The 18,171-nt window shown below is 64.4% G+C and carries 19 protein-coding genes; 6 read left to right on the top strand and 13 right to left on the bottom strand.

What is annotated here, in order from left to right:
* Window positions 1–12: 12 nt before the first annotated feature.
* Both C4901_RS09720 and C4901_RS09715 read right to left on the bottom strand, forming a co-directional pair.
* Complete coding sequence (locus C4901_RS09720; protein WP_110137159.1) at window positions 13–708, bottom strand: 4Fe-4S dicluster domain-containing protein; 696 nt, start codon at window positions 706–708, stop codon at window positions 13–15.
* A gap of 10 nt (window positions 709–718) precedes the next feature.
* Window positions 719–3,568, bottom strand: a complete 2,850-nt coding sequence (locus C4901_RS09715; protein WP_110137158.1) for a molybdopterin oxidoreductase family protein — start codon at window positions 3,566–3,568, stop codon at window positions 719–721.
* A 190-nt stretch (window positions 3,569–3,758) separates the two neighbouring features.
* On the opposite strand from C4901_RS09715, the gene C4901_RS09710 reads away from it, so the two are divergent.
* Window positions 3,759–4,676 (top strand): fumarylacetoacetate hydrolase family protein, encoded by a 918-nt coding sequence (locus C4901_RS09710; protein ID WP_110137157.1) that lies wholly within the window; start codon window positions 3,759–3,761, stop codon window positions 4,674–4,676.
* 233 nt (window positions 4,677–4,909) lie between these two features.
* Here the strand turns inward: C4901_RS09710 and C4901_RS09705 are convergent, their stop codons facing one another.
* Both C4901_RS09705 and C4901_RS09700 read right to left on the bottom strand, forming a co-directional pair.
* Complete coding sequence (locus C4901_RS09705) at window positions 4,910–5,674, bottom strand: class I SAM-dependent methyltransferase (protein WP_205735927.1); 765 nt, start codon at window positions 5,672–5,674, stop codon at window positions 4,910–4,912.
* Window positions 5,675–5,984: 310 nt separating this feature from the next.
* On the bottom strand, window positions 5,985–7,193 hold the full coding sequence (locus tag C4901_RS09700) for an RNA-guided endonuclease TnpB family protein (protein ID WP_110137155.1): 1,209 nt from the start codon (window positions 7,191–7,193) through the stop codon (window positions 5,985–5,987).
* Window positions 7,194–7,215: 22 nt separating this feature from the next.
* On the opposite strand from C4901_RS09700, the gene tnpA reads away from it, so the two are divergent.
* From tnpA to C4901_RS09690, 3 genes are all read left to right on the top strand, one after another.
* Entirely contained in the window at window positions 7,216–7,653 is a 438-nt protein-coding gene (gene tnpA / locus C4901_RS09695) for an IS200/IS605 family transposase (protein WP_110137154.1), read from the top strand.
* 198 nt (window positions 7,654–7,851) lie between these two features.
* Window positions 7,852–8,088 carry a helix-turn-helix transcriptional regulator gene (locus tag C4901_RS19395; RefSeq protein ID WP_205735926.1) on the top strand — a complete coding sequence of 79 codons (237 nt, stop codon included), beginning with the start codon at window positions 7,852–7,854 and terminating at the stop codon, window positions 8,086–8,088.
* A complete protein-coding gene (locus C4901_RS09690) occupies window positions 8,075–8,626 on the top strand; it encodes a hypothetical protein (RefSeq protein ID WP_205735925.1) in 552 nt (183 codons plus the stop codon). Before C4901_RS19395 ends, C4901_RS09690 begins: the two co-directional genes overlap by 14 nt.
* 60 nt (window positions 8,627–8,686) lie before the next feature.
* Here the strand turns inward: C4901_RS09690 and C4901_RS17290 are convergent, their stop codons facing one another.
* Entirely contained in the window at window positions 8,687–9,013 is a 327-nt protein-coding gene (locus C4901_RS17290; RefSeq protein WP_240611743.1) for a helix-turn-helix transcriptional regulator, read from the bottom strand.
* A 491-nt stretch (window positions 9,014–9,504) separates the two neighbouring features.
* On the opposite strand from C4901_RS17290, the gene C4901_RS09680 reads away from it, so the two are divergent.
* Both C4901_RS09680 and C4901_RS09675 read left to right on the top strand, forming a co-directional pair.
* Complete coding sequence (locus tag C4901_RS09680; protein ID WP_168185658.1) at window positions 9,505–10,290, top strand: 3'(2'),5'-bisphosphate nucleotidase CysQ; 786 nt, start codon at window positions 9,505–9,507, stop codon at window positions 10,288–10,290.
* 250 nt (window positions 10,291–10,540) lie between these two features.
* Window positions 10,541–10,744, top strand: coding sequence for a DUF2892 domain-containing protein (locus C4901_RS09675; protein WP_065970427.1), 204 nt, complete (start codon window positions 10,541–10,543; stop codon window positions 10,742–10,744).
* On the opposite strand, the gene C4901_RS09670 is transcribed toward C4901_RS09675, so the two are convergent.
* The 8 genes from C4901_RS09670 to dapC all read right to left on the bottom strand — a co-directional run bounded on the left by C4901_RS09670 (window position 10,703) and on the right by dapC (window position 18,167).
* Window positions 10,703–12,007, bottom strand: coding sequence for an ATP-binding protein (locus C4901_RS09670; RefSeq protein ID WP_110137152.1), 1,305 nt, complete (start codon window positions 12,005–12,007; stop codon window positions 10,703–10,705). The genes C4901_RS09675 and C4901_RS09670 overlap by 42 nt on opposite strands.
* Complete coding sequence (gene ompR, locus C4901_RS09665) at window positions 12,004–12,690, bottom strand: two-component system response regulator OmpR (protein WP_110137151.1); 687 nt, start codon at window positions 12,688–12,690, stop codon at window positions 12,004–12,006. Before ompR ends, C4901_RS09670 begins: the two co-directional genes overlap by 4 nt.
* Before the next feature lie 73 nt (window positions 12,691–12,763).
* Window positions 12,764–13,540: a 1-acyl-sn-glycerol-3-phosphate acyltransferase gene (locus C4901_RS09660; RefSeq protein ID WP_110137150.1), complete on the bottom strand. Its 777-nt coding sequence runs from the start codon at window positions 13,538–13,540 to the stop codon at window positions 12,764–12,766.
* Complete coding sequence (locus C4901_RS09655; RefSeq protein ID WP_168185657.1) at window positions 13,537–14,283, bottom strand: GNAT family N-acetyltransferase; 747 nt, start codon at window positions 14,281–14,283, stop codon at window positions 13,537–13,539. Before C4901_RS09655 ends, C4901_RS09660 begins: the two co-directional genes overlap by 4 nt.
* 83 nt (window positions 14,284–14,366) lie before the next feature.
* A complete protein-coding gene (locus C4901_RS09650; RefSeq protein ID WP_110137148.1) occupies window positions 14,367–14,960 on the bottom strand; it encodes an FHA domain-containing protein in 594 nt (197 codons plus the stop codon).
* Window positions 14,961–15,006: 46 nt separating this feature from the next.
* Window positions 15,007–16,137 carry a succinyl-diaminopimelate desuccinylase gene (gene dapE, locus C4901_RS09645; RefSeq protein WP_110137147.1) on the bottom strand — a complete coding sequence of 377 codons (1,131 nt, stop codon included), beginning with the start codon at window positions 16,135–16,137 and terminating at the stop codon, window positions 15,007–15,009.
* A gap of 4 nt (window positions 16,138–16,141) precedes the next feature.
* The gene (gene dapD / locus C4901_RS09640) at window positions 16,142–16,960 is read right to left on the bottom strand and encodes a 2,3,4,5-tetrahydropyridine-2,6-dicarboxylate N-succinyltransferase (protein WP_110137146.1); all 819 of its coding nucleotides are present in this window, start codon (window positions 16,958–16,960) and stop codon (window positions 16,142–16,144) included.
* Window positions 16,938–18,167: a succinyldiaminopimelate transaminase gene (gene dapC, locus C4901_RS09635; RefSeq protein WP_110138603.1), complete on the bottom strand. Its 1,230-nt coding sequence runs from the start codon at window positions 18,165–18,167 to the stop codon at window positions 16,938–16,940. Before dapC ends, dapD begins: the two co-directional genes overlap by 23 nt.
* Between the last annotated feature and the right edge of the window lie 4 nt (window positions 18,168–18,171).

The following is an 18,171-nucleotide window of genomic DNA, read 5'->3' as shown; positions in this document are numbered from 1 at the left end:
CCCCTGATGTATTTAACGTTCGATGACACGGTTGACCCACTCCTTGACCTTGCGCGCCAGCGATCCGCGCGGGAGGTCGGAGGTGGGGATCGCCGGCCGTGTCCGCGGTGGCAGATAATGGTTCGTCGGGTTGTAGTTGAGCTCGGGCATGAGCGCATAACCGCCGCGTTCGCGCACGGCGCGGCTCGTGCTGCTCTCCGGATCGTCGAGGTCACCGAACAGACGCGCATGGGCCGGACAGGCCAGCACGCATGCCGGCTGCCTGTCCTCGACCGGCAGTGTCTCGTCGTAGATGCGGTCCACGCACAAGGTGCACTTCTTCATGGTGCCCGACTCGCGATCGAGTTCGCGCGCGCCGTATGGGCAGGCCCAGGAGCAGTAGTTGCAGCCCATGCACTTGTCCTGATCGACAAGCACGATGCCGTCTTCGGGACGCTTGTAGGAGGCGCCCGTCGGGCATACGGTCACGCACTCGGCGTTTTCGCAGTGCATGCACGACATCGGGAAGTTGATGGTCTTGTTGTTCGGGTATTCGCCGATCTCATAATGGCGAATACGGTTGAACCACACCCCGGAGGGTTCCTTTCCGTAGGGATCGTAATCCGTGAGCGGGGCTGTGATGGAACTCGTGTTCCACTGCTTGCAGGCCGTCGCGCACGCATGGCAGCCGACGCAGGTGTCGAGATCGATGACAAGACCTAGGCGCATGACGAACTCCTTAACTCGCTTTGGTGCGCGTGTTATAGCGCAGGATGTCGGGTTTGGGCGCCGCGTTCGGCAACGGCGAGACATTGGCGAATGTCGGCCATACGCCTTCCTCGCCAGGGGCGGCGCGCGTGACTTTCACGCGCAGGTCGTACCACGCCGCCTGCCCGGTGATCGGGTCGGAATTCGTAAGCCGCCGCTCGCCGGACTTCTCGGGGAGGAGCTCCGAGATCAGGTGGTTCATGAGGAAGCCCTCGGTGGCCTCGGGACCGCCGGGTTTCAATCCCCACGTGCCCGATTGCTTGCCGATCGCGTTCCAGGTCCACACCGTGTCTTCCTGGCAGCCCTCGATCAAGCGCAGCTGCACGCGGATCTTGCCGTTGTGCGATTCCACCCACACCCAGTCCTCGTCCTTGAATCCGAGACTCTCGCCGCGGGCACGGTTCATGTACAGATGGTTTTGGGCAATGATCTGCCGAAGCCAGGCGTTTTGCGAATCCCACGAGTGGTACATCATCATCGGGCGCTGGTTGACCGCGAAGAACGGGTACTCCTCCTTGTCGATGCGTTGCTGCTCCAACGGCTCGTAGTAGTCCGGCAAGGGATCGAAGTAGGTGGCCAGACGCTCCTGATCGACACGTTCCTTGGGGGTCGGGCCATCGTAGAGCCCGAGCCCGGCCAGACGAAACTTCTGGATGGCCTCGGAATAGAGCTCGATCATGATCGGCTCGGCGGTCTTCAGAAAGCCCGCCTCCACGGCGAATTCCAGGTAGCCCTTGTTGGCGAACCGCATGTAGCGGATGCCCTTGGGCAGGTGGTACTGAAAGAAGCCCTGGTTTTCGATGTAGCGCTCCCACTGCTGGGGATTGGGTTCGCCGCGCAGCGACTTGCTGCCGTCGGCGCCCCGGTAGCCGGCCAGGAAGCCTATGCCGGGCTCGCGCTCGTAATAGGTGATGAAGTCCTTATAGCCCTTGTACTTGGGCGTTCCATCCGCGTTCGTGAACACCGGGAGTTTCAGGCGCGCACCGATCTCGATCATGACCTCCTGCCAGGGACGAACGTCACGATCGAGCGCGAGCAGCGGATGGCGGATGGAGTCGGCCACCGCATCCGGCTCGGAGATCGGCCGATCGAGGAGCGAGATCGCGTCGTAGCGCTCGAGATAGGTGGTGTCCGGCAGCACGAGATCCGCGAAATGCACGGTCTCGGAGTGGAAGGCGTCGGCCACCACCAGGAATGGGATCTTGTATTCCCCGTCGGGACCCTTGGCACGCAGCATGTCCTGGATGTTGGCGGTGTTCATGCTCGAGTTCCAGGCCATGTTGGCCATGAAGAACAACAGGGTGTCTATCGGGTAGGGGTCACCCTTGACGGCGTTCGTGATCACCATATGCATGAGGCCGTGATTGGCGATCGGCGCCTCCCACGAGTAGGCCTTGTCGATGCGCAACGGTCGCCCCTCGTCATCGATCACGAGATCCTCGGGGGCGGTCGGGAAGCCGAGCGGGTGCGCATCGAGCGGTGTGTTGGGGGCGCTATGCCGGGCGGGCTTGCCGGGCGATGGCACCGGCCGCGGGTAGGGGGGCTTGGCGCGAAATCCCCCGGGGCAGTCGATCGTGCCGAGCAGGATCTGCAGGAAATGGATGGCGCGCGCCGCCTGAAAGCCGTTGGAATGCGCCGAGACCCCGCGCATGGCATGCATGGACACCGGCCGGCCGATGAACTTGTCGTGCTTGCGGCCCGCCCAGTCGGTCCATTCGACGGCGATTTCTATGGTTTCCTTGAAGGCCACATGGGCCATTTCCAGCGCCAGGCGCTCGATGGTGGCGGCCGGCACCCCGCAGATCTTGGCGGCGTTCTCGGGCGCGAAACGCTCGTCCAGGTAGCGTTCGGCAAGCAGCGTCATGACGGTCTTCACCGTGCGTCCATCGGGGGCCTTGTGTTCGCCGAAGAGCGCCGGGTGGCAGGAGGCGTCGAGGCCGTTTACGAATGCCTCTTTCTTGAGATCCCAGGCCAGCGGTTGCCCGGCCTCGTCACGATAGATGAGTCCGTCGCCCTTCTCTCCGGGGGTCTGCACCACGAGAAACGGGGCATTGGTGTAGCGGATCAGAAACTCCCAGTCGAAGAGTTCGCGCGAGAGCAGGACGTGGATCATGGACAGCGCCAGCATGGCGTCGGTGCCGGGCCGGATCGGCACCCATTCATCGGCGACCGCCTGATAGCCGGTGCGCGCCGGGTTGATGCCGACGAACTTGCCGCCGCGACTCTTCAGCTTCTCGATACCGATCTTCATCGGGTTCGAGTTGTGGTCTTCGGCAACCCCCCAGAGCATGAAATACTTGGTGCGGTCCCAGTCCGGATCACCGAATTCCCAGAAGGCGTAGCCCAGGGTATAGAGTCCGGCGGCGGCCATGTTCACGGAACAAAAGCCGCCATGCGCCGACCAGTTGAGCGTGCCGAACTGCTCGGCGAATAGGCGCGTGAGTGCCTGCATCTGGTCGCGGCCGGTGAAGAACGCGAACTTGTTGGGATCGGTGGCGCGAATGCGCGCGAGCCGCTCGGTGAGCATGTCCAGCGCCTGGTCCCAGGAGATCTCGATGAACTCCCCGGCGCCGCGCTCGGTACCGGGCTTGCGCATGAGCGGGCTGCGCAGGCGCGCCGGTGAGCATTGCTTCATGATGCCCGCCGACCCCTTGGCGCACAGCACGCCTTTATTGATCGGATGGTTGCGGTTACCCTGGATGAAGCGGACCTGATTGTTCTCGATCGTCACCTTGATGCCGCACCGGCAGGCGCACATATAGCAGGTGGAATACTTCACCTCCGACGTGCCATGCTCGTGATCGTGTTGTGTTGCCGACATACGGTCTCCCGGAACAGATAAGGTGGCGACGCTTGAACGGTACACGAAAAGCCTACCGGAATACCAGAGAATTGTTTTGATAACCTGATAAGAATCAGATAGTTATTTCATGGTGTGATGGGGCATATCACGCAGATTTATAGAAGCCGGCCGGCGCCGTAGCCGGGGCATTCCCAAAAAGGGGCATGGCATGGAGTTTTTGCGCTACAAGAAGGCGCGGGGTGGTTACCGCCTGGGCGTGAACATCAAGGGCGCCTTCTACGATCTCGCCGACTGCTATCGCCGGTACCGGGACTTAAGGGGCGGGAGGCTGCCGGGTGTCCCGGCGGCGCTCGCCGCCGCCAGTCTGCGTGCGCTTCTGGCATCACCCGGGGTCGACGCCTTTCTCGAGGCGTTGCGCGGCCATGGCGCGGGGGATGGCGCGCGCGCCCTGGATGCCGCGGTCCTTACGCTAGGCGCACCGCTGCACGACCCCGGCCGCTTCATCGGCATCGGCCTCAATTATCGCAGTCACGCCCGTGAGGTCGGGCAGCCGGTGCCACCTGAGCCGCCGCTCTTCGCGAAATGGGCCAACGCCATCACCGGCCCGCGCGATGATGTCCGGCTGCCGCCGCAGTCGCAGGCGGTCGACTATGAAGTGGAGCTCGGTGTCGTCATCGGCCGGCGCGCGCGGCGGGTCGGCCTGAATGAGGCCTTGGACCATGTGTTTGGTTACACCGTGATCAATGATGTGAGCGCCCGCGACCTGCAGTTTCGGACCGGCCAATGGCTCGCCGGAAAGATCAGTGATGGTTTTGCCCCGATGGGTCCCGCCGTGGTCGAGAGGACGGATGTCGGGGCCCCGCAAGATCTCGTGTTAGAGACCTGGGTCAATGGCGAGCTGCGCCAGCAGGGCCGCACCTCGGACATGATCTATGATGTCCCGGCACTCGTCAGCCATCTTTCGCATCTCATCACGCTCGAGCCGGGTGATGTCATTGCCACCGGTACCCCTGCGGGGGTCGGCATGAGTCGCACACCACCTTCCTATCTCGCCGCGGGCGACGTGGTGCGCATGCGGATTACGGGGATAGGGGTGATCGAAAACCGCTTTGTCGTCCCTCATTGAGATGCCCCCGGCGACGGTTGCCGCGGCCCTTGCTTCCAGGGGCTGCGCGGGGCCGCTTCGGCGGGTTTCCACGGCCAGTGGCTTTAAGACATGGCCCTTGATGCACCCACCAACGAGAGATTCCCGGAACGTGGCCCCTTGCGCCGCCGGCGTTACCATGGCAGGGGGTCTTCCAAGACCCCTTGGGGCCTCTCGTCCAGACCCCCAAGAGGCCGGGCTTGTCGCGCTTGCTGTCACGAGCCGCGCTTCGCGCACTGCACGGTCAGGACGTCGAGATGAAACGAGCCGTCTTCTTCCACGCCCAGTCGCGAGCGCGCCTCGGCCGGGGCTTTGGACAGCAGCTCCTCGATCGCGGCAATCCGCGAAGGCGGAGTCTTGGCGCGCGCCACCCAATCGGCGAATACCAGACGAATACGGAAATGATCCGTCCGCAAAGGCGCCAGGCCGTGCGCCGCAAGGAGCGCCATCCACGCAGAGACCGTGTAGTTGCGCACATGGGTCGGGTCCCGTAAGACCTCGATGGCCTGGAGGTGGGTGTCGGCCAGCGGGTCGTCGGGGGCGACGCTGTCAGTCAAGATGAAGGTTGCGCCCGGACGCAGGACGCGCCCGATCTCGCGTATCCCCGCGGCTACGTCGCGCCAGTGGTGGGCGCTGAAACGGCAGGTGGCGAGGTCCATGGCGGCATCGGCAAACGGCAGCCGGGCGGCTGACGCCTCCCGGATGTCTATATGGCCATGGCCGGCCTCGCGGGCGCGGGCGGCGGCGATCGCGAGCATGGCGGGGCTGGCGTCGACCGCCTGCACATGGGTGCAGAACGGGGCCAGCGCCAAGGCCACGTGTCCGGGCCCGCAACCGACATCGAGGGCGTGGCGGGGGCGCAGGCGTTCGGCGGCATGGCGAAACAGCGCGAGATCCGGGCCCTCGGCATGCACGGCGCTGTTTTCATAGCGGGCGGCGACATCATCGAACTGGCGCGTGACATCTTGGTCATGGCTCATGGCAGACATCCCTTGCAATTAACGACCCGCGTCAGCATACATCTCCGACATGCCGGTACCAGACGGGCCTGTTATACTGGTTTGACATCCTCCTCGCCCTGAAGAACGAGGATTCCTTCCTGCCAACAGCGGCCTGACCTCGGCCCCTTCGATTGTCCGGCGGCTCCCTTTGGTTCCGGACAACTCTCCGACTTATGGTTTGACATCCTCCTCGCCCTGAAGAACGAGGATTCCTTCCTGCCAACAGCGGCCTGACCTCGGCCCCTTCGATTGTCCGGCGGCTCCCTTTGGTTCCGGACAACTCTCCGACTTATGCCGGAGAACAGGCTACCCCGACGTGCCCCGCCGTTGATAACAACCCTCTTGCGAGGATGTTCTGTGCCGCGTTCACATCGGCGTGGTCTTTGTGACCACAGCGTTGACAAGCAAATTCGGCTTGTGTGACGCGATTGCGCGCATCCACCACTCCACACACCGCACACCCTTGCGAGGTGTAGGCCGGATCCACCAAGAGCAGCATACCGCCCGCCCATTGGAGCTTATAACCCAGCATCTGTTTGAACAGACCCCAGCCCTGATCGAGGATGGCTTTGTTGAGCCCCGCTTTTGGCCGGACGTTGCGTCCGGGGTGTGCGACGGTGCCGCGGGCGGACGCCGTCATGTTCCGCACCTTCAGGTCTTCCAGCACCACCACCGCGTGGTTTTGGCTGATGATGGTGCTGACCTGATGCAGTACGGTTTTTCGGATTTCCGCGATCTTCTGATGCAGTCGCGTGATCGTGGCCTTCTGCTGCTTCCAGTTGGCCGAGAACTTCACCTTGCGCGCCAGGGTCTTTTGTTCCTTGGCCAGTTGTTTTTGCCGGTGGCGATAGGCCGTCACCGGCAGGAACACGGTCCCATCCGACAGCGTGAGCAGATTCGCCACGCCCCGATCACCGCCCACGGCGGTGGGGGCCGGATGCACCGGATCGGCGATTTCCTTCTCGATCTGGATGGCCACATACCAATGTCCGCCGGCGCGGCTTACCGTGACATTGCGGATTTCGCCCCCGATGAGGCGAGACTTGCGGAACTTCACCCAACCGATGCGGGGCAGGAAGATTTTAGGAAGCACGCTTCGGCCATCGTCATCCTGGGGCTTCAGATCGATCCGGATCTGTTCGGGGTCCGGGTAACGCAGGCTGTCATGGTGCCCTTTCTTCTTGAACACCGGGAAGCGTTTGGAAGATTTCTTGTCGAAGGCGTCCTTGAGCGCCCGGTCCAGGTGCTTCAGTGTTTGCTGTTGCGGTTGCGATGGGGATTCGGCCAAAAACCCGAAGGCCTCGCTCTGGCGCCAAGTGGTCAGGCAGCGCGCCATATCGCCGTAGGAGAAACGGCCGCAGCGCTGGGCGAGATAGGACTGCTGGAGGGCCAGCGCGCGATTCCAGACGAAGCGCACGCAGCCTACCGCACGGGCCAGAAGGTTTTCCTGCTCTGGCGTGGTTTCCAGTCGGTAGCGCACGGCTTTGCGGATGAGCATGGTTCTATTGTATGCTTGGTCAATGACGGATGCAGCTGAAGTAAGGCATGGCAGACATTGCATTTTTAACCTGCATGTTCACTTGGTCTTTGTGACGAAATACCGCCGTGGTGTATTCACTGGCGAGGTGCTGGCCGATCTGCGCGGCCTCTTCGTCGCCGTCTGCCAGGATTTCAGCGCGGAGCTGGTGGAGTTCGACGGAGAGGATGACCATGTGCATCTGCTGGTGAACTACCCGCCGACCGTGCCCGTTTCGGCACTGGTGAACAGCCTCAAGGGAGTTTCCAGCCGCATGATCCGCAAAAAGAATTATCCCAGCGTTCGCAAGAGACTGTGGGGCGGAGCGCTCTGGTCTCCATCGTACTTTGCCGGAAGCTGCGGCGGTGCGCCCATTTCCATTATTCGCCAGTACATGGGCCATGCGGCCCACAATGTCGAGCAGCAACAAACACCGGATTAGGCGAGCACGGCGGCATTGAGCCGCCTACCCGCCGCGCTCTGCATCCCCGCCCTGAACGGCGGGGCACAATGTCGAGCAGCAACAAACACCGGATTAGGCGAGCACGGCGGCATTGAGCCGCCTACCCGCCGCGCTCTGCATCCCCGCCCTGAACGGCGGGGTTTTCCGCGCATTCTGATAAAGACTACCGGGATCGGCATGACAACCAGACCGGAAGAGCTGGGGCGGTTCCTGCGCATGCTGCGCGAGCGCGCCGCGCCACCGGGGATGGCGAGTGCGCGACGGCGCCGTACGCCGGGCCTACGCCGTGAGGAGTTGGCCACACTGTGTGGGATCAGCGTCACATGGTATACGTGGATCGAGCAGGGGCGCGCCCCAGGTCTCTCCGGATACCCTGGCGCGGCTCGCCGATGTACTGGCCGTGACCGATGCTGAACGGCGTTACCTTTGGGAGGCGGCCGGTCTTGCACCGCAGCGCGCATATCGCCGGACGCCGCGCGTGCCGCCGGCGATCGCAGCGGTCCTGGAACGCATCGCAAGCCCGGCCTATTGTCTGGGGCGCTATTGGGACGCGCTGGCCTGGAACAAGGAGGCCGAGGCCCTGTTTCCGGATTGGCTCGGATCCCAGGGTCAGGAGCGCAATCTGCTGCGTTTCATGTTCTGCGTACCAGCGGCGCGTGACTTCGTGGTCGATTGGCCGCAGCGCGCGCGCCGGTTGGTGGCGGAGTTTTCGGCGGATGCCGGGGATCTCGCGGGAGAGGGGCAGTACGAGGAGCTGGTCGCGGACCTTGGCCGCCAAAGTGCCGAGTTCCGCGCCTACTGGCAGCGGCGTGAGGTGTCATTACGCGATCCCGCAGTCAAGACCTTTCGTCATCCGGTCCTGGGGCTTGCGGTCTACGAGCAGACGACCTTCGCCTCACTCGTCGAGCGAGACCTGAAGCTCGTCGTGCTGTGCGCGCGTTCTGGCGCCTGAGGGATCGAGACGAACGGCGGCACGCCGTCCGCCCGTCTCGCCCAGGTTTCGCCGTTACCCTCAGCGACTCTTGCGAGCCGCCTTCTTTTTGGCCGGCGCGGCCTTCGTCGCGCTATTGGCCGCAGACTTCGGCGTGCTCTTCGCCGATGCTTTGGCTGCCGCCTTTTCGGTCGGACCACCGCTCAGATTCTCCTCCAGAAACGCCAACAATTCCCCAATGGTGCCAAGCACGGGGGCGTAGCGTATCGAGCGGCCTTCCCGCGATGGCTTGATAAGCCCGGCTTGCGTCAGCTGCGACAGGTGGAAGGACGATGTGGCCGGAGCAAGTTTGAGACGTAAGGCGATTTGACCGGCTACGAGCCCGCTCGGGCCCACCTTGACCAGCAATCGGACGATGCCAAGTCGTGTCTCCTGTGCAAGTGCCGTAAGAGCGCGCGTTGCCGCAGTAATTTTCATTGTCATCGGTTGAGTTTACCTTAATAGTTGCTATCAATTTGCCAAGGACAACGCCGCCTGTGTTTGGTTCCACGAACGTTCCCCGTCGAGAGGCGTTGCCGCTGTCGTCAAGAACCGTCCCCGATTCTTTGGGCGCAAACTATACCGCATTTTAGCGACAATAGCAGCACCTATTTTCATGAATTTGGCCAGGAGACCTGCTTGTCGTGCGCCATGGAATCCCTACGCGTCGTGCAGCATGGAATCATAGACGTCTAAAATTGCCATAAAAAACGCAGGGAATGTATGGCAATTTATGGCAGGGACCCGGATTTTCGGAGGTATGGCCGGGTCCCGGTGCTTCGCAAGCGCGTGGGCGCGTGTTATGGAATAATAGTCACCCATCGGCGTCATTGACACATCATTACAAGGGGAAGAGCGAAGTGAATGCGGGTTACGGGCGATATCTGGAATGGGCGCAGACCGCGGGAGAACGGGCGGGCGCGGCGATACTGGGGCACTACCGTACCACCGGACCCGTTGATCTGAAAAGCGACGGCAGTCCGGTAACGCCGGCCGACCGGGCCGCGCACGAAGCCATCATGACGGTGCTCGCTCAGGCCACGCCGGATGTGCCGGTGGCCTCGGAAGAGGGTGGCGAGATTACCGGGGACCGATACTGGTCTGTCGACCCGCTCGATGGAACCAAGGAATACGTGGCGCGCACCGGCGCCTTTGTGGTGAATGTGGCGCTCGTCGAGGGCGGGCGGCCGGTCGTGGGCGTCATATTCGTGCCGGTCACAGGCGAGTGCTATTTCGCGCTAAAGGGCGGCGGCGCCTTCAAGAGGACGCGGGGGGGCGTGCAGCGTCTGAACGGACGGGCGTTCGTTGGCGGTCCGGTGCGTGTGGTGGGCAGCGCCCGGCACGGGACCGAGGCGGTAACCGGGTTGTGTGAGGCGCTGGCGTGCGACGAGCGGGGCATCGAACGCACGGCGCTCGGTTCGGCATGGAAATTTGGTTGGCTTGCTGAAGGACGCGCCGACCTCTATCCGCGCTTTGGCCCGACGCATACCTGGGACACGGCCGCCGGTCAATGCCTGGTGGAAGAGAGTGGTGGGGCGGTATGGGTGGCTGGCCGCCAGCCGCTTGTCTACCACCATGCCCGGCAGCTCAACCCGTCTTTCGTGGCGGTCGCCGATGCCCGGTTCGCGTGGCCGGACTTTCTCTAAGGCCATCTCCTTTCCGCCGGCCGGATCCTGTCCAGGGACTGCCGGGCGCCGAGGGCTTGGGTCGCTCGCGCGTGGCGTAAGAGCTTTCGGGGCGGCAGGCAGGGTGTACCGGCCTGCCACCGATGATGTCGGCGCGCCCGGATGTCCGCAGGGCGACGGTGATTCATGGGGTCTCGGGTCGCCGTCGCCCCTACAATATTAGCGATCCATGATATAATAAGTCCATGTGTCAACTCTCAGGAGGTGATTTATGTCAGTCGATCGGGTCGTGATGGCCTTTGCCGGAAGCGTGGTCCTGCTCAGTCTGCTGCTTGCGCATTATGTGTCCGCCGATTGGTTGTGGGTCACGGCCTTTGTGGGCGCGAATCTCTTGCAGGCGGCGTTCACCGGTTTGTGCCCCTTGGCCAAAATCCTAAAGGCGATGGGCCTGCGCACCGGCTGCGCCTTCGAATAAACGGGCATCCCCGGGCAGGGGGAGACGGATAGTGACGCGCAGCCCGCCCCCGTCGCGTGGAGCGAGGTCGAGCGTGCCGCCGTGGGCCTCGGCGATCCGTCGTGCGATGGCAAGCCCGAGCCCGCGGCGGTCGCTCGCGTGCAGTTCGCGAGCGGCGACGAGTTCTGTGCAGCGCGCCTCGCTCAGGCCCGGGCCGCTATCGTCTATCACGATGCGCACGCAGCCTTCGGTGGCCAAGAGACGCACCACGATCGGCGGTTTGCCGTGGGAGACGGCATTATCCACCAAGTTCGATACCAGCCGGCCGATGGCGACGGGCCGGTAGGGGAAGCGTGGCACCAGCTCGGGCTGGTAGTCGATATCGGGTGTGTGACGCCGGAAGCGCCAGACCACATCGTGGACCAGCGCATTGAGGTCGCCCATGACCGGGGCCTCTTGGACACCGTGACGGGCATAGGCGAGAAATTCGGCCAGGATCGCATCCATCTCCTCGATATCCTGGACCATGCCCGCCTGCAATTCAGGATCACCCCCATACATCTCCACGGCCAAGCGCATGCGCGCAAGCGGCGTGCGCAGGTCGTGGGACACGCCGGCCAGCAGCAGCGCCCGATCGCGCTCATAACGGCGCGCATCCTCGGTCATGCGGTTGAAGGCCCGCGACACCCTGCGGATCTCCGCCGGGCCATCTTCCGGCAGGGGGGGCGGGGTCTCGCCGCGGCCGAAGCCGGTGGCGGCTTGGGCGAGCGCGGCGAGCGGCCGGTTGACGCGCCGTACCACCAGTAGCGCCCCCGCGCCGGTCAGTACCGCGCCGACTATCAGAAAGCCGATGCGCGGCCAGGGGAGGGCCGGAGGGCGGCCCGGCAGATGGACAGAGACCGGCGCGCCGGCGCCGTGCGTCTCTATGAGCAGCCCCTGCGGTCGCAACGCGACGCGCGCCGGGACGCCGCGGGCCGCCAGTTCGCGGGTGAGGGCGCGCGCGAACGGGCCACGGGCGCGCGGACCTGCGGGTGGGGTGGGGTCGTAATGCACGCCAGCCGCCTTCAGGGCGTGCATCAGGGTCGTTTGCCGGCCGGGTGGCACCAGGGAGCGGGCGGCACCGGCGATTCGCGCCTCGCCGGCCACGAGGTCGGCGATTTGCGTGACGTGCACGCGACTGAAAGACAGCCGCGCCAGGATCAGGAAGGTGGCCTGGGCGATGACGAGCGCGAGCGCGATGACGAGCGCGGTGCGCCCAAAGAGGGTATCGGGCCACAGTCTCACGGGGTATCGCCCGGATTGAACACATAGCCAAAGCCCCACACGGTCTGGATGAAGCGCGGTTTGGCCGGGTCATCCTCAAGCAAGCGGCGCAGGCGCGAGATCCGTACGTCAATGGAGCGATCGAAGGGCATGTGGTCACGGCCTCTGGCGAGCTGCATCAGGATGTCGCGCGACAAGGGCTGGCGCGGGTGGGTGGCAAGTACACGCAAGAGATCGAATTCGGCGGTCGTAAGATCCACGGGTGTCCCGTCTGCGGTCAGGGCGCGTTCGTGGATATCGAGCTGATAGCGCCCGAAGCGCAGCTTCTTGTCGTCGGGCGGGCGTTGACGGCGCAACACGGCATTGATACGCGCCACGAGTTCGCGGGGGTTGAAGGGTTTGGCCAGATAGTCGTCGGCCCCGAGGTCGAGCCCCATGATGCGATCGGCCTCGTCGCCGCGTGCGGTGAGCATGAGCAGCGGGATATAACGACCCTCGGCACGCAGGCGCCGGCAGACATCGAGGCCGCTTTCTCCCGGCAGCATGATATCCAGGATGAGGAGATCGTAGGCGGCGCGCGCCAAGGCCTTGTCCATGGCGCGTCCGTCGGGCACGGCGGCGACCACGAAGCCCTGCTCCGAGAGGTAGCGGCTCAAAAGCTCGCGCAGGCGTGCGTCATCGTCGACCAGGAGGATACGCGGCATGGCGACAGGATACCCGACTTGCTGAGCCGGCGCCGCCGGGCTTTACAAATCCCTACACGACGGACCCGGGCCGTTATTCCGATAAACCGTCCGCCGGCGCGCCGCGCATGCCGCCGTGGTGGGCGACGATGACTTCGTGGGCGCGATTGGCAAGTGTGCGGGCGCTGAGGCCGGTCGGGAGTTCCGGGGCAAGGAAACGAACCTCGACTGTGAATTCGCCGCGCGCGCGCAAGAGTCCCCAGAGGTGATTGACCAGCGTATCGTCCCCTATGAAGGGCGCGGCCGGATGGATGCCGCCCTGGGTGTCTGGGTAGCTCAACACGACTGGCTGGACCGGACAGTTGGCCTCTATCGCGGCGGCGAACAGGCGCGCATGAAAGGGGCGCACCTCGCGCCCGTCGGTCGATGTCCCCTCGGGAAACAGCAGCACCGATTGATGGCGCAGGAAGGCCTCGGTCATGCGCTGGGCGACGCCTGCCGAGGCCGTGCGGTCCCCACGCTGGATGTAATAGGTGCCGGCCTGGCGCGCGAGCCAGCCGATCACGGGCCAGGCCTCGATTTCCGACTTGGCGACGAAGTGTCCGGGGCATAGGGCGCCGAGGGCGGCAATATCGACCCAGGAGATGTGGTTGGCCACGATAAGGACCGGCGCCTCCAGGGGTTTACCCATGGCCTTGAGCCGGATCCCGAGGATGGCGAGGACGCCGCGGTGCCAGAAGCGCGCGATGCGTCGCCCGCCGGCGCTATTACTGAGGGCGCCGGACGGGGCGAGGGCGGTCACCGCCACACCCCACAAGGCATGTCCGATCAGCGCCAGCAGCCGGACTGGGGCCCCGCCGGGGAGCTTCACGCGACCTTTTGTTTGTAGGAACGCCCGAGGAGGCGCTCAAGGTAGCGACGATTGAACCGGTTGCGGAAGAGGATGATGAGGACGTCGGCGACATCGAATGCCGCATCCAGGCAAGGAGGGCCGCCGACGTAGGCGCCGAGGCGCATATAGGCGCGCAGCAAGGCCGGCGCCGCGGTCTCGTCATCCGCGCCGTCCACGACCGGCAGCGGATGACGGGGGGTGACGCGATAGGGTTCAGGGCAGCCATAATGGCGGATGAGCGTGGCCACGGTCCGCAAGGCCTGGGCGCGATCCGGACTCAACGGTACGCTGCCGCAGCCGATGAGGTAATCGTAAGGGCCGTCTTCCATGAATTGCGCGAGCCCCGCGAGGAGCAAGGCGATCGCCGGCCCCCGGCGATAGTCGGTATGGACGCAGATGCGGCCGACTTCCATGATGCGGCCGGGCAGACCGAGGATCGGGGTGAGATCGAACTCGGTCTGGGAATAAAACCCGCCGCACCGGTGCGCGGCATCGTGCGGCAGGATGCGCGAGCAGGCTACCACGCGGCCGCCCTCATCGCGGACGACGATATGGACGCAGTAGGGATCGAAGCGGTCCTCGTCATATTCGCGATCCCGGTCACCGATCGCCGCCCCCAGCTCGCGAGCAAAGACCTGATAGCGCAGTCTTTGCGCCTCTGCGATCTCGTCCGCCGTTTCCGCGAACTCCACTCGCAGATTCTGCGCCCTCAAGTCATCCATATTCATTCCCCGCGCCTCGGCCGCTGATGTGGCCACAGTCCGGGGGTTAAAGCTACTGTCCTGGCACCGGGCACGTCAAGCGCTCAATGTTGATAAAACTGAAGCCGGGTGTCTCCCACTTCGATAATGTCGCCCGATGTCAATACCTGACCGCCGGGCGCCACGGACTTGCCGTTGTGCGCCACGTGCGCCACATCGGGACCGATCATGAGAGTGTAACGGTCGCCGGTGCGCGAAAGAAGGGCCGCCGATTGCCCCGCCATGCCGAGGTGTGTGACCGTGCTCGTGAGCTCTATGCGCTTTCCGCTGTTGAATCCGCTCAGAACGAACAAGGCGGCGTCATCGATGGCCGCGGGCTGAGGCGTCGTGATCGGCGCCACATCCCGATCCTGATAAAGGAGGGTATATTTGCCGATCACGATCTCATCGCCGGGCTTCAGGTGATGTTTGCGGGTCCGGCGATTGTTGATGTAGGTCCCATTGGTGCTGTCCAGGTCCTTCAGAAAGGAGTCCTGACCGACAGTGAATATGCTCGCGTGGTCGGCGCTGACCGCCGCGTCTTCCAGGACCAGGGCATGGCTGCGTCTGCGACCTATGGACAGATCGCCCTGGGGGAGTTGCACTTGCCGTATGACAGCGTGCTTTAGCTTCACAATGATACTCGGCATGGTGTCCATAACAGTGGTGGCTCCTGGATGGTCATTATAGACGACGCCGCGCCCCTCAAAGCGCCCAGATCCGCTCCAGCGTTCCCTGATAGATCCGGGTCAGGCGCACGAGATCGTCCACGGAAACCGCTTCATTCACTTTATGAATAGAGCCGTTGAGGGGCCCAAATTCAAGAACTTGGGCACCAAAGGGCGCAACGAACCGACCATCGGACGTTCCCCCGCCGGTCGAGTACTGCGGCTCCCGACCGGTCTCGGCGCGGATGCTTGCTGCCAGCGCCGCCCTGAGCGGGCCATCACCGCTCAAAAACGGTTCCCCGGAGAGTCGCCAGGTGAGGGTGTAGCGGAGATCGTGGGCGGCAAGGACCTCCTCGATGCGCGCGCGCAGTACGGGTGCCGGTGTCGCCGGCCCGTAGCGCAGATTGAAGAGCGCATGCAGGCTCCCCGGGATGACATTATCCGCGCCGGTCCCGGCCTGGATATTGGAGAACTGCAGGCGTGTCGGCGGGAAATCCGCGGACCCCTCGTCCCAGGCGATCGACACCAGGGCCTGCAAGGCCGGCGCGAAGCGCGTGATGGGGTTGTCGGCAAGCTCTGGGTAGGCCACATGGCCCTGGATACCATGGATCACCAGGTCGCCGTTCAGGGACCCTCGCCGGCCGTGTTTGACGGTATCGCCGAGTAGCGCCTGACACGAGGGCTCGCCCACGAGACAGTACGTGATGGACTCGCCACGCGAAGCCAGGGTCTTTAGGACCTGGGCGGTGCCGTCACGGGCGGGGCCCTCCTCATCGGAGGTGAGCAGAAGGCCCACGGAGCCCGGGTGTCGGGGGTGGCGCTCCACGAACCCAATCAGGGCCTGCACGAACGCCGCCACCGCGCCCTTCATGTCCGCCGCCCCGCGCCCATAGAGCATGCCGTCGCGGATGGCCGGCGCAAACGGCGGTGTGGTCCAGTCGGAGGGCGGGCCGGGCGGGACCACATCGGTGTGTCCGAGAAATACGACGAGCGGGGCGGCCGTGCCATGACGGGCCCAGAGGTTGGTCACCTCGCCGAACACCAGCGATTCCGTATGAAAGCCCGCCGCCTGCAATAATCCCGCGATATGCGCCTGGCAGCCGGCGTCATCCGGCGTGACCGATGCGCGCCCGATCAGTTCCATGGCCAGTGCCAGTGTCGGATCCATGGGGCTAGATGTCACGCAAAAGCGCGTTGATCCCGACCTTGGCGCGGGTCTTCGCGTCCACGCGCTTGACGATGACCGCGCAATAAAGGCTGTGGCTGCCATCCTTGGCCGGTAGCGAGCCTGACACCACCACCGAACCCGCCGGCACGCGGCCATAAAGGATCTCACCGGTATCGCGGTTCAGGATCTTCGTGCTCTGGCCGATGAAAACGCCCATGGAAATGACGCTCCCGCGCTCGACGATGACACCTTCCACGATCTCCGAGCGCGCGCCTATGAAGCAGTCGTCCTCGATGATCGTCGGCGCGGCCTGCAAGGGCTCCAGGACGCCGCCTATGCCGACGCCGCCGCTCAGATGGACGTTTTTCCCGATCTGCGCGCACGAGCCTACGGTGGCCCAGGTGTCGACCATGGTGCCGCTGTCGACATAGGCACCGATATTGACATACGACGGCATGAGTACGGTCTGGGGCCCGATGTAGGCCCCGCGGCGCACGGCCGCCGGCGGCACCACGCGAAATCCCCCCTCGCGGAATCGATGAGAATCGTAGGTCGCGAACTTCGAGGGGACCTTGTCGTAATACAGGGCCTCGCCGCCCTTGACGAGTGTGTTGTCCTCGATCCGAAAGGAGAGCAACACCGCCTTCTTGATCCATTCATGGACCTTCCAGCCGCCGTCGAGCGGCTCGGCGACGCGCAGGGCGCCGCGGTCGAGGTCATCAATGACGCTCTGGATTGCGTCCTTGACCGCGGTATCGACGCTGCGCGGGGTAATCCGCGCGCGATCTTCGTAGGCGGCTTCAATGAGCGCTTGATGTGTCATTCTGACTCCTTGTTAACGATTCGACATAGGACCGCAGGCGATGCGCGCCCTCCTGGCATTCGGCGCGCGGACCGACGAGTGCCAGACGGATGAGGCCGGCACCCGGATCCCGACCCCCGCTTGGCCGCGAGAGATAGGAGCCGGGGAGCGCCAGGAGGTTCTGGGTGGCATAGAGGCCGGCCACGAAGGCCTCGTCATCGATCGGTGTCGGCACCCAGAGATAAAACCCCCCGTCGGGGCGCGTGACCGGCAGGACGCCATCGAGGATGGCGATGACATCGGCGAATTTCTCGCGGTACAGCCGGCGGTTCTCGCGCACGTGGGTCTCATCGCCCAGTGCTGCGACCGCCGCGCGCTGGGCGAGTTGCGAGGGGGCTGAACCAAAATAGGTGCGCAACGTGAACAAGGCCGCCATGAACCCGGCGTCGCCCGCCACGAAGCCAAACCGCAGTCCCGGGACGTTGGAGCGCTTGGAGAGGCTGTGGACGGCCACGCAGTGCGCGAAGTCATGGACGCCATGGGCGACCGCCGCGGCCAGCAGACCCTCGGGTGGGTGGTCCTCGTCGGGGTAGATCTCCGAATAGCATTCATCGGCAACGATCAGGAAGTCATGGCGGTGGGCGAGTTCCAGGAGCTCGCCATATTCGCCCCGCCCCATGACCTGGCCCGTGGGGTTGCCGGGACTGCAGGTGATCACGACCTGGGCGCGTTCGAGGATGGCGCGCGGTATGGCCCGTGCATTCATGACCGTATCGCGTGCCCCGCCGGTGTTCACGTAATAGGGTTCGGCACCGGCCAGCAGCGCCGCGCCTTCATAGATCTGATAGAACGGGTTGGGCATGATCACCACCGGACGTTCAGTGCGGCGGTCGACGCGCGCCTGCACTACCGAGTAGAGGGCCTCGCGGCTGCCCGAGGTCGGCAGCACATGGCGCTCGGCGTCGATAGCCCCCGGGGGCAGCCGAAAGCGGCGCGTGAGCCAGTCGGTAATGGCCGCGCGCAGGGCCGCGGTGCCGCGCGTCGACGGGTAGGTCGACAGGGCGTCAAGGGCGCCTGTAAGCTCCGCTATCACAAGATCCGGCGTCGGGTGGCGTGGTTCACCGATCGCCATGTTGATGCGTGGCAACGCCGCCGGCGCAAGGTCCGCGGTCAAGGCCGCGAGCCGTTGGAACGGGTAGGGGTGGAGCCGTTCGAGAGTGGGGTTCATGGGC

Source organism: Acidiferrobacter sp. SPIII_3 (genome assembly GCF_003184265.1).
Taxonomy (GTDB): Bacteria; Pseudomonadota; Gammaproteobacteria; order Acidiferrobacterales; family Acidiferrobacteraceae; genus Acidiferrobacter.
Note: the sequence above shows the minus strand (reverse complement) of the source record. Positions and strands in the feature narration are given on the sequence as shown.

What these genes read in the sequence shown, in the direction of transcription:
- C4901_RS09720 (WP_110137159.1), bottom strand. Translation starts at nt 708, where the DNA reads ATGCGCCTAGGTCTTGTCATCGATCTCGACACCTGCGTCGGCTGCCAT.
- C4901_RS09715 (WP_110137158.1), bottom strand. Translation starts at nt 3,568, where the DNA reads ATGTCGGCAACACAACACGATCACGAGCATGGCACGTCGGAGGTGAAG.
- C4901_RS09710 (WP_110137157.1), top strand. Translation starts at nt 3,759, where the DNA reads ATGGAGTTTTTGCGCTACAAGAAGGCGCGGGGTGGTTACCGCCTGGGC.
- C4901_RS09705 (WP_205735927.1), bottom strand. Translation starts at nt 5,674, where the DNA reads ATGAGCCATGACCAAGATGTCACGCGCCAGTTCGATGATGTCGCCGCC.
- C4901_RS09700 (WP_110137155.1), bottom strand. Translation starts at nt 7,193, where the DNA reads ATGCTCATCCGCAAAGCCGTGCGCTACCGACTGGAAACCACGCCAGAG.
- tnpA (WP_110137154.1), top strand. Translation starts at nt 7,216, where the DNA reads ATGACGGATGCAGCTGAAGTAAGGCATGGCAGACATTGCATTTTTAAC.
- C4901_RS19395 (WP_205735926.1), top strand. Translation starts at nt 7,852, where the DNA reads ATGACAACCAGACCGGAAGAGCTGGGGCGGTTCCTGCGCATGCTGCGC.
- C4901_RS09675 (WP_065970427.1), top strand. Translation starts at nt 10,541, where the DNA reads ATGTCAGTCGATCGGGTCGTGATGGCCTTTGCCGGAAGCGTGGTCCTG.
- ompR (WP_110137151.1), bottom strand. Translation starts at nt 12,690, where the DNA reads ATGCCGCGTATCCTCCTGGTCGACGATGACGCACGCCTGCGCGAGCTT.
- C4901_RS09655 (WP_168185657.1), bottom strand. Translation starts at nt 14,283, where the DNA reads ATGGATGACTTGAGGGCGCAGAATCTGCGAGTGGAGTTCGCGGAAACG.
- C4901_RS09650 (WP_110137148.1), bottom strand. Translation starts at nt 14,960, where the DNA reads ATGGACACCATGCCGAGTATCATTGTGAAGCTAAAGCACGCTGTCATA.
- dapE (WP_110137147.1), bottom strand. Translation starts at nt 16,137, where the DNA reads ATGGATCCGACACTGGCACTGGCCATGGAACTGATCGGGCGCGCATCG.
- dapD (WP_110137146.1), bottom strand. Translation starts at nt 16,960, where the DNA reads ATGACACATCAAGCGCTCATTGAAGCCGCCTACGAAGATCGCGCGCGG.
- dapC (WP_110138603.1), bottom strand. Translation starts at nt 18,167, where the DNA reads ATGAACCCCACTCTCGAACGGCTCCACCCCTACCCGTTCCAACGGCTC.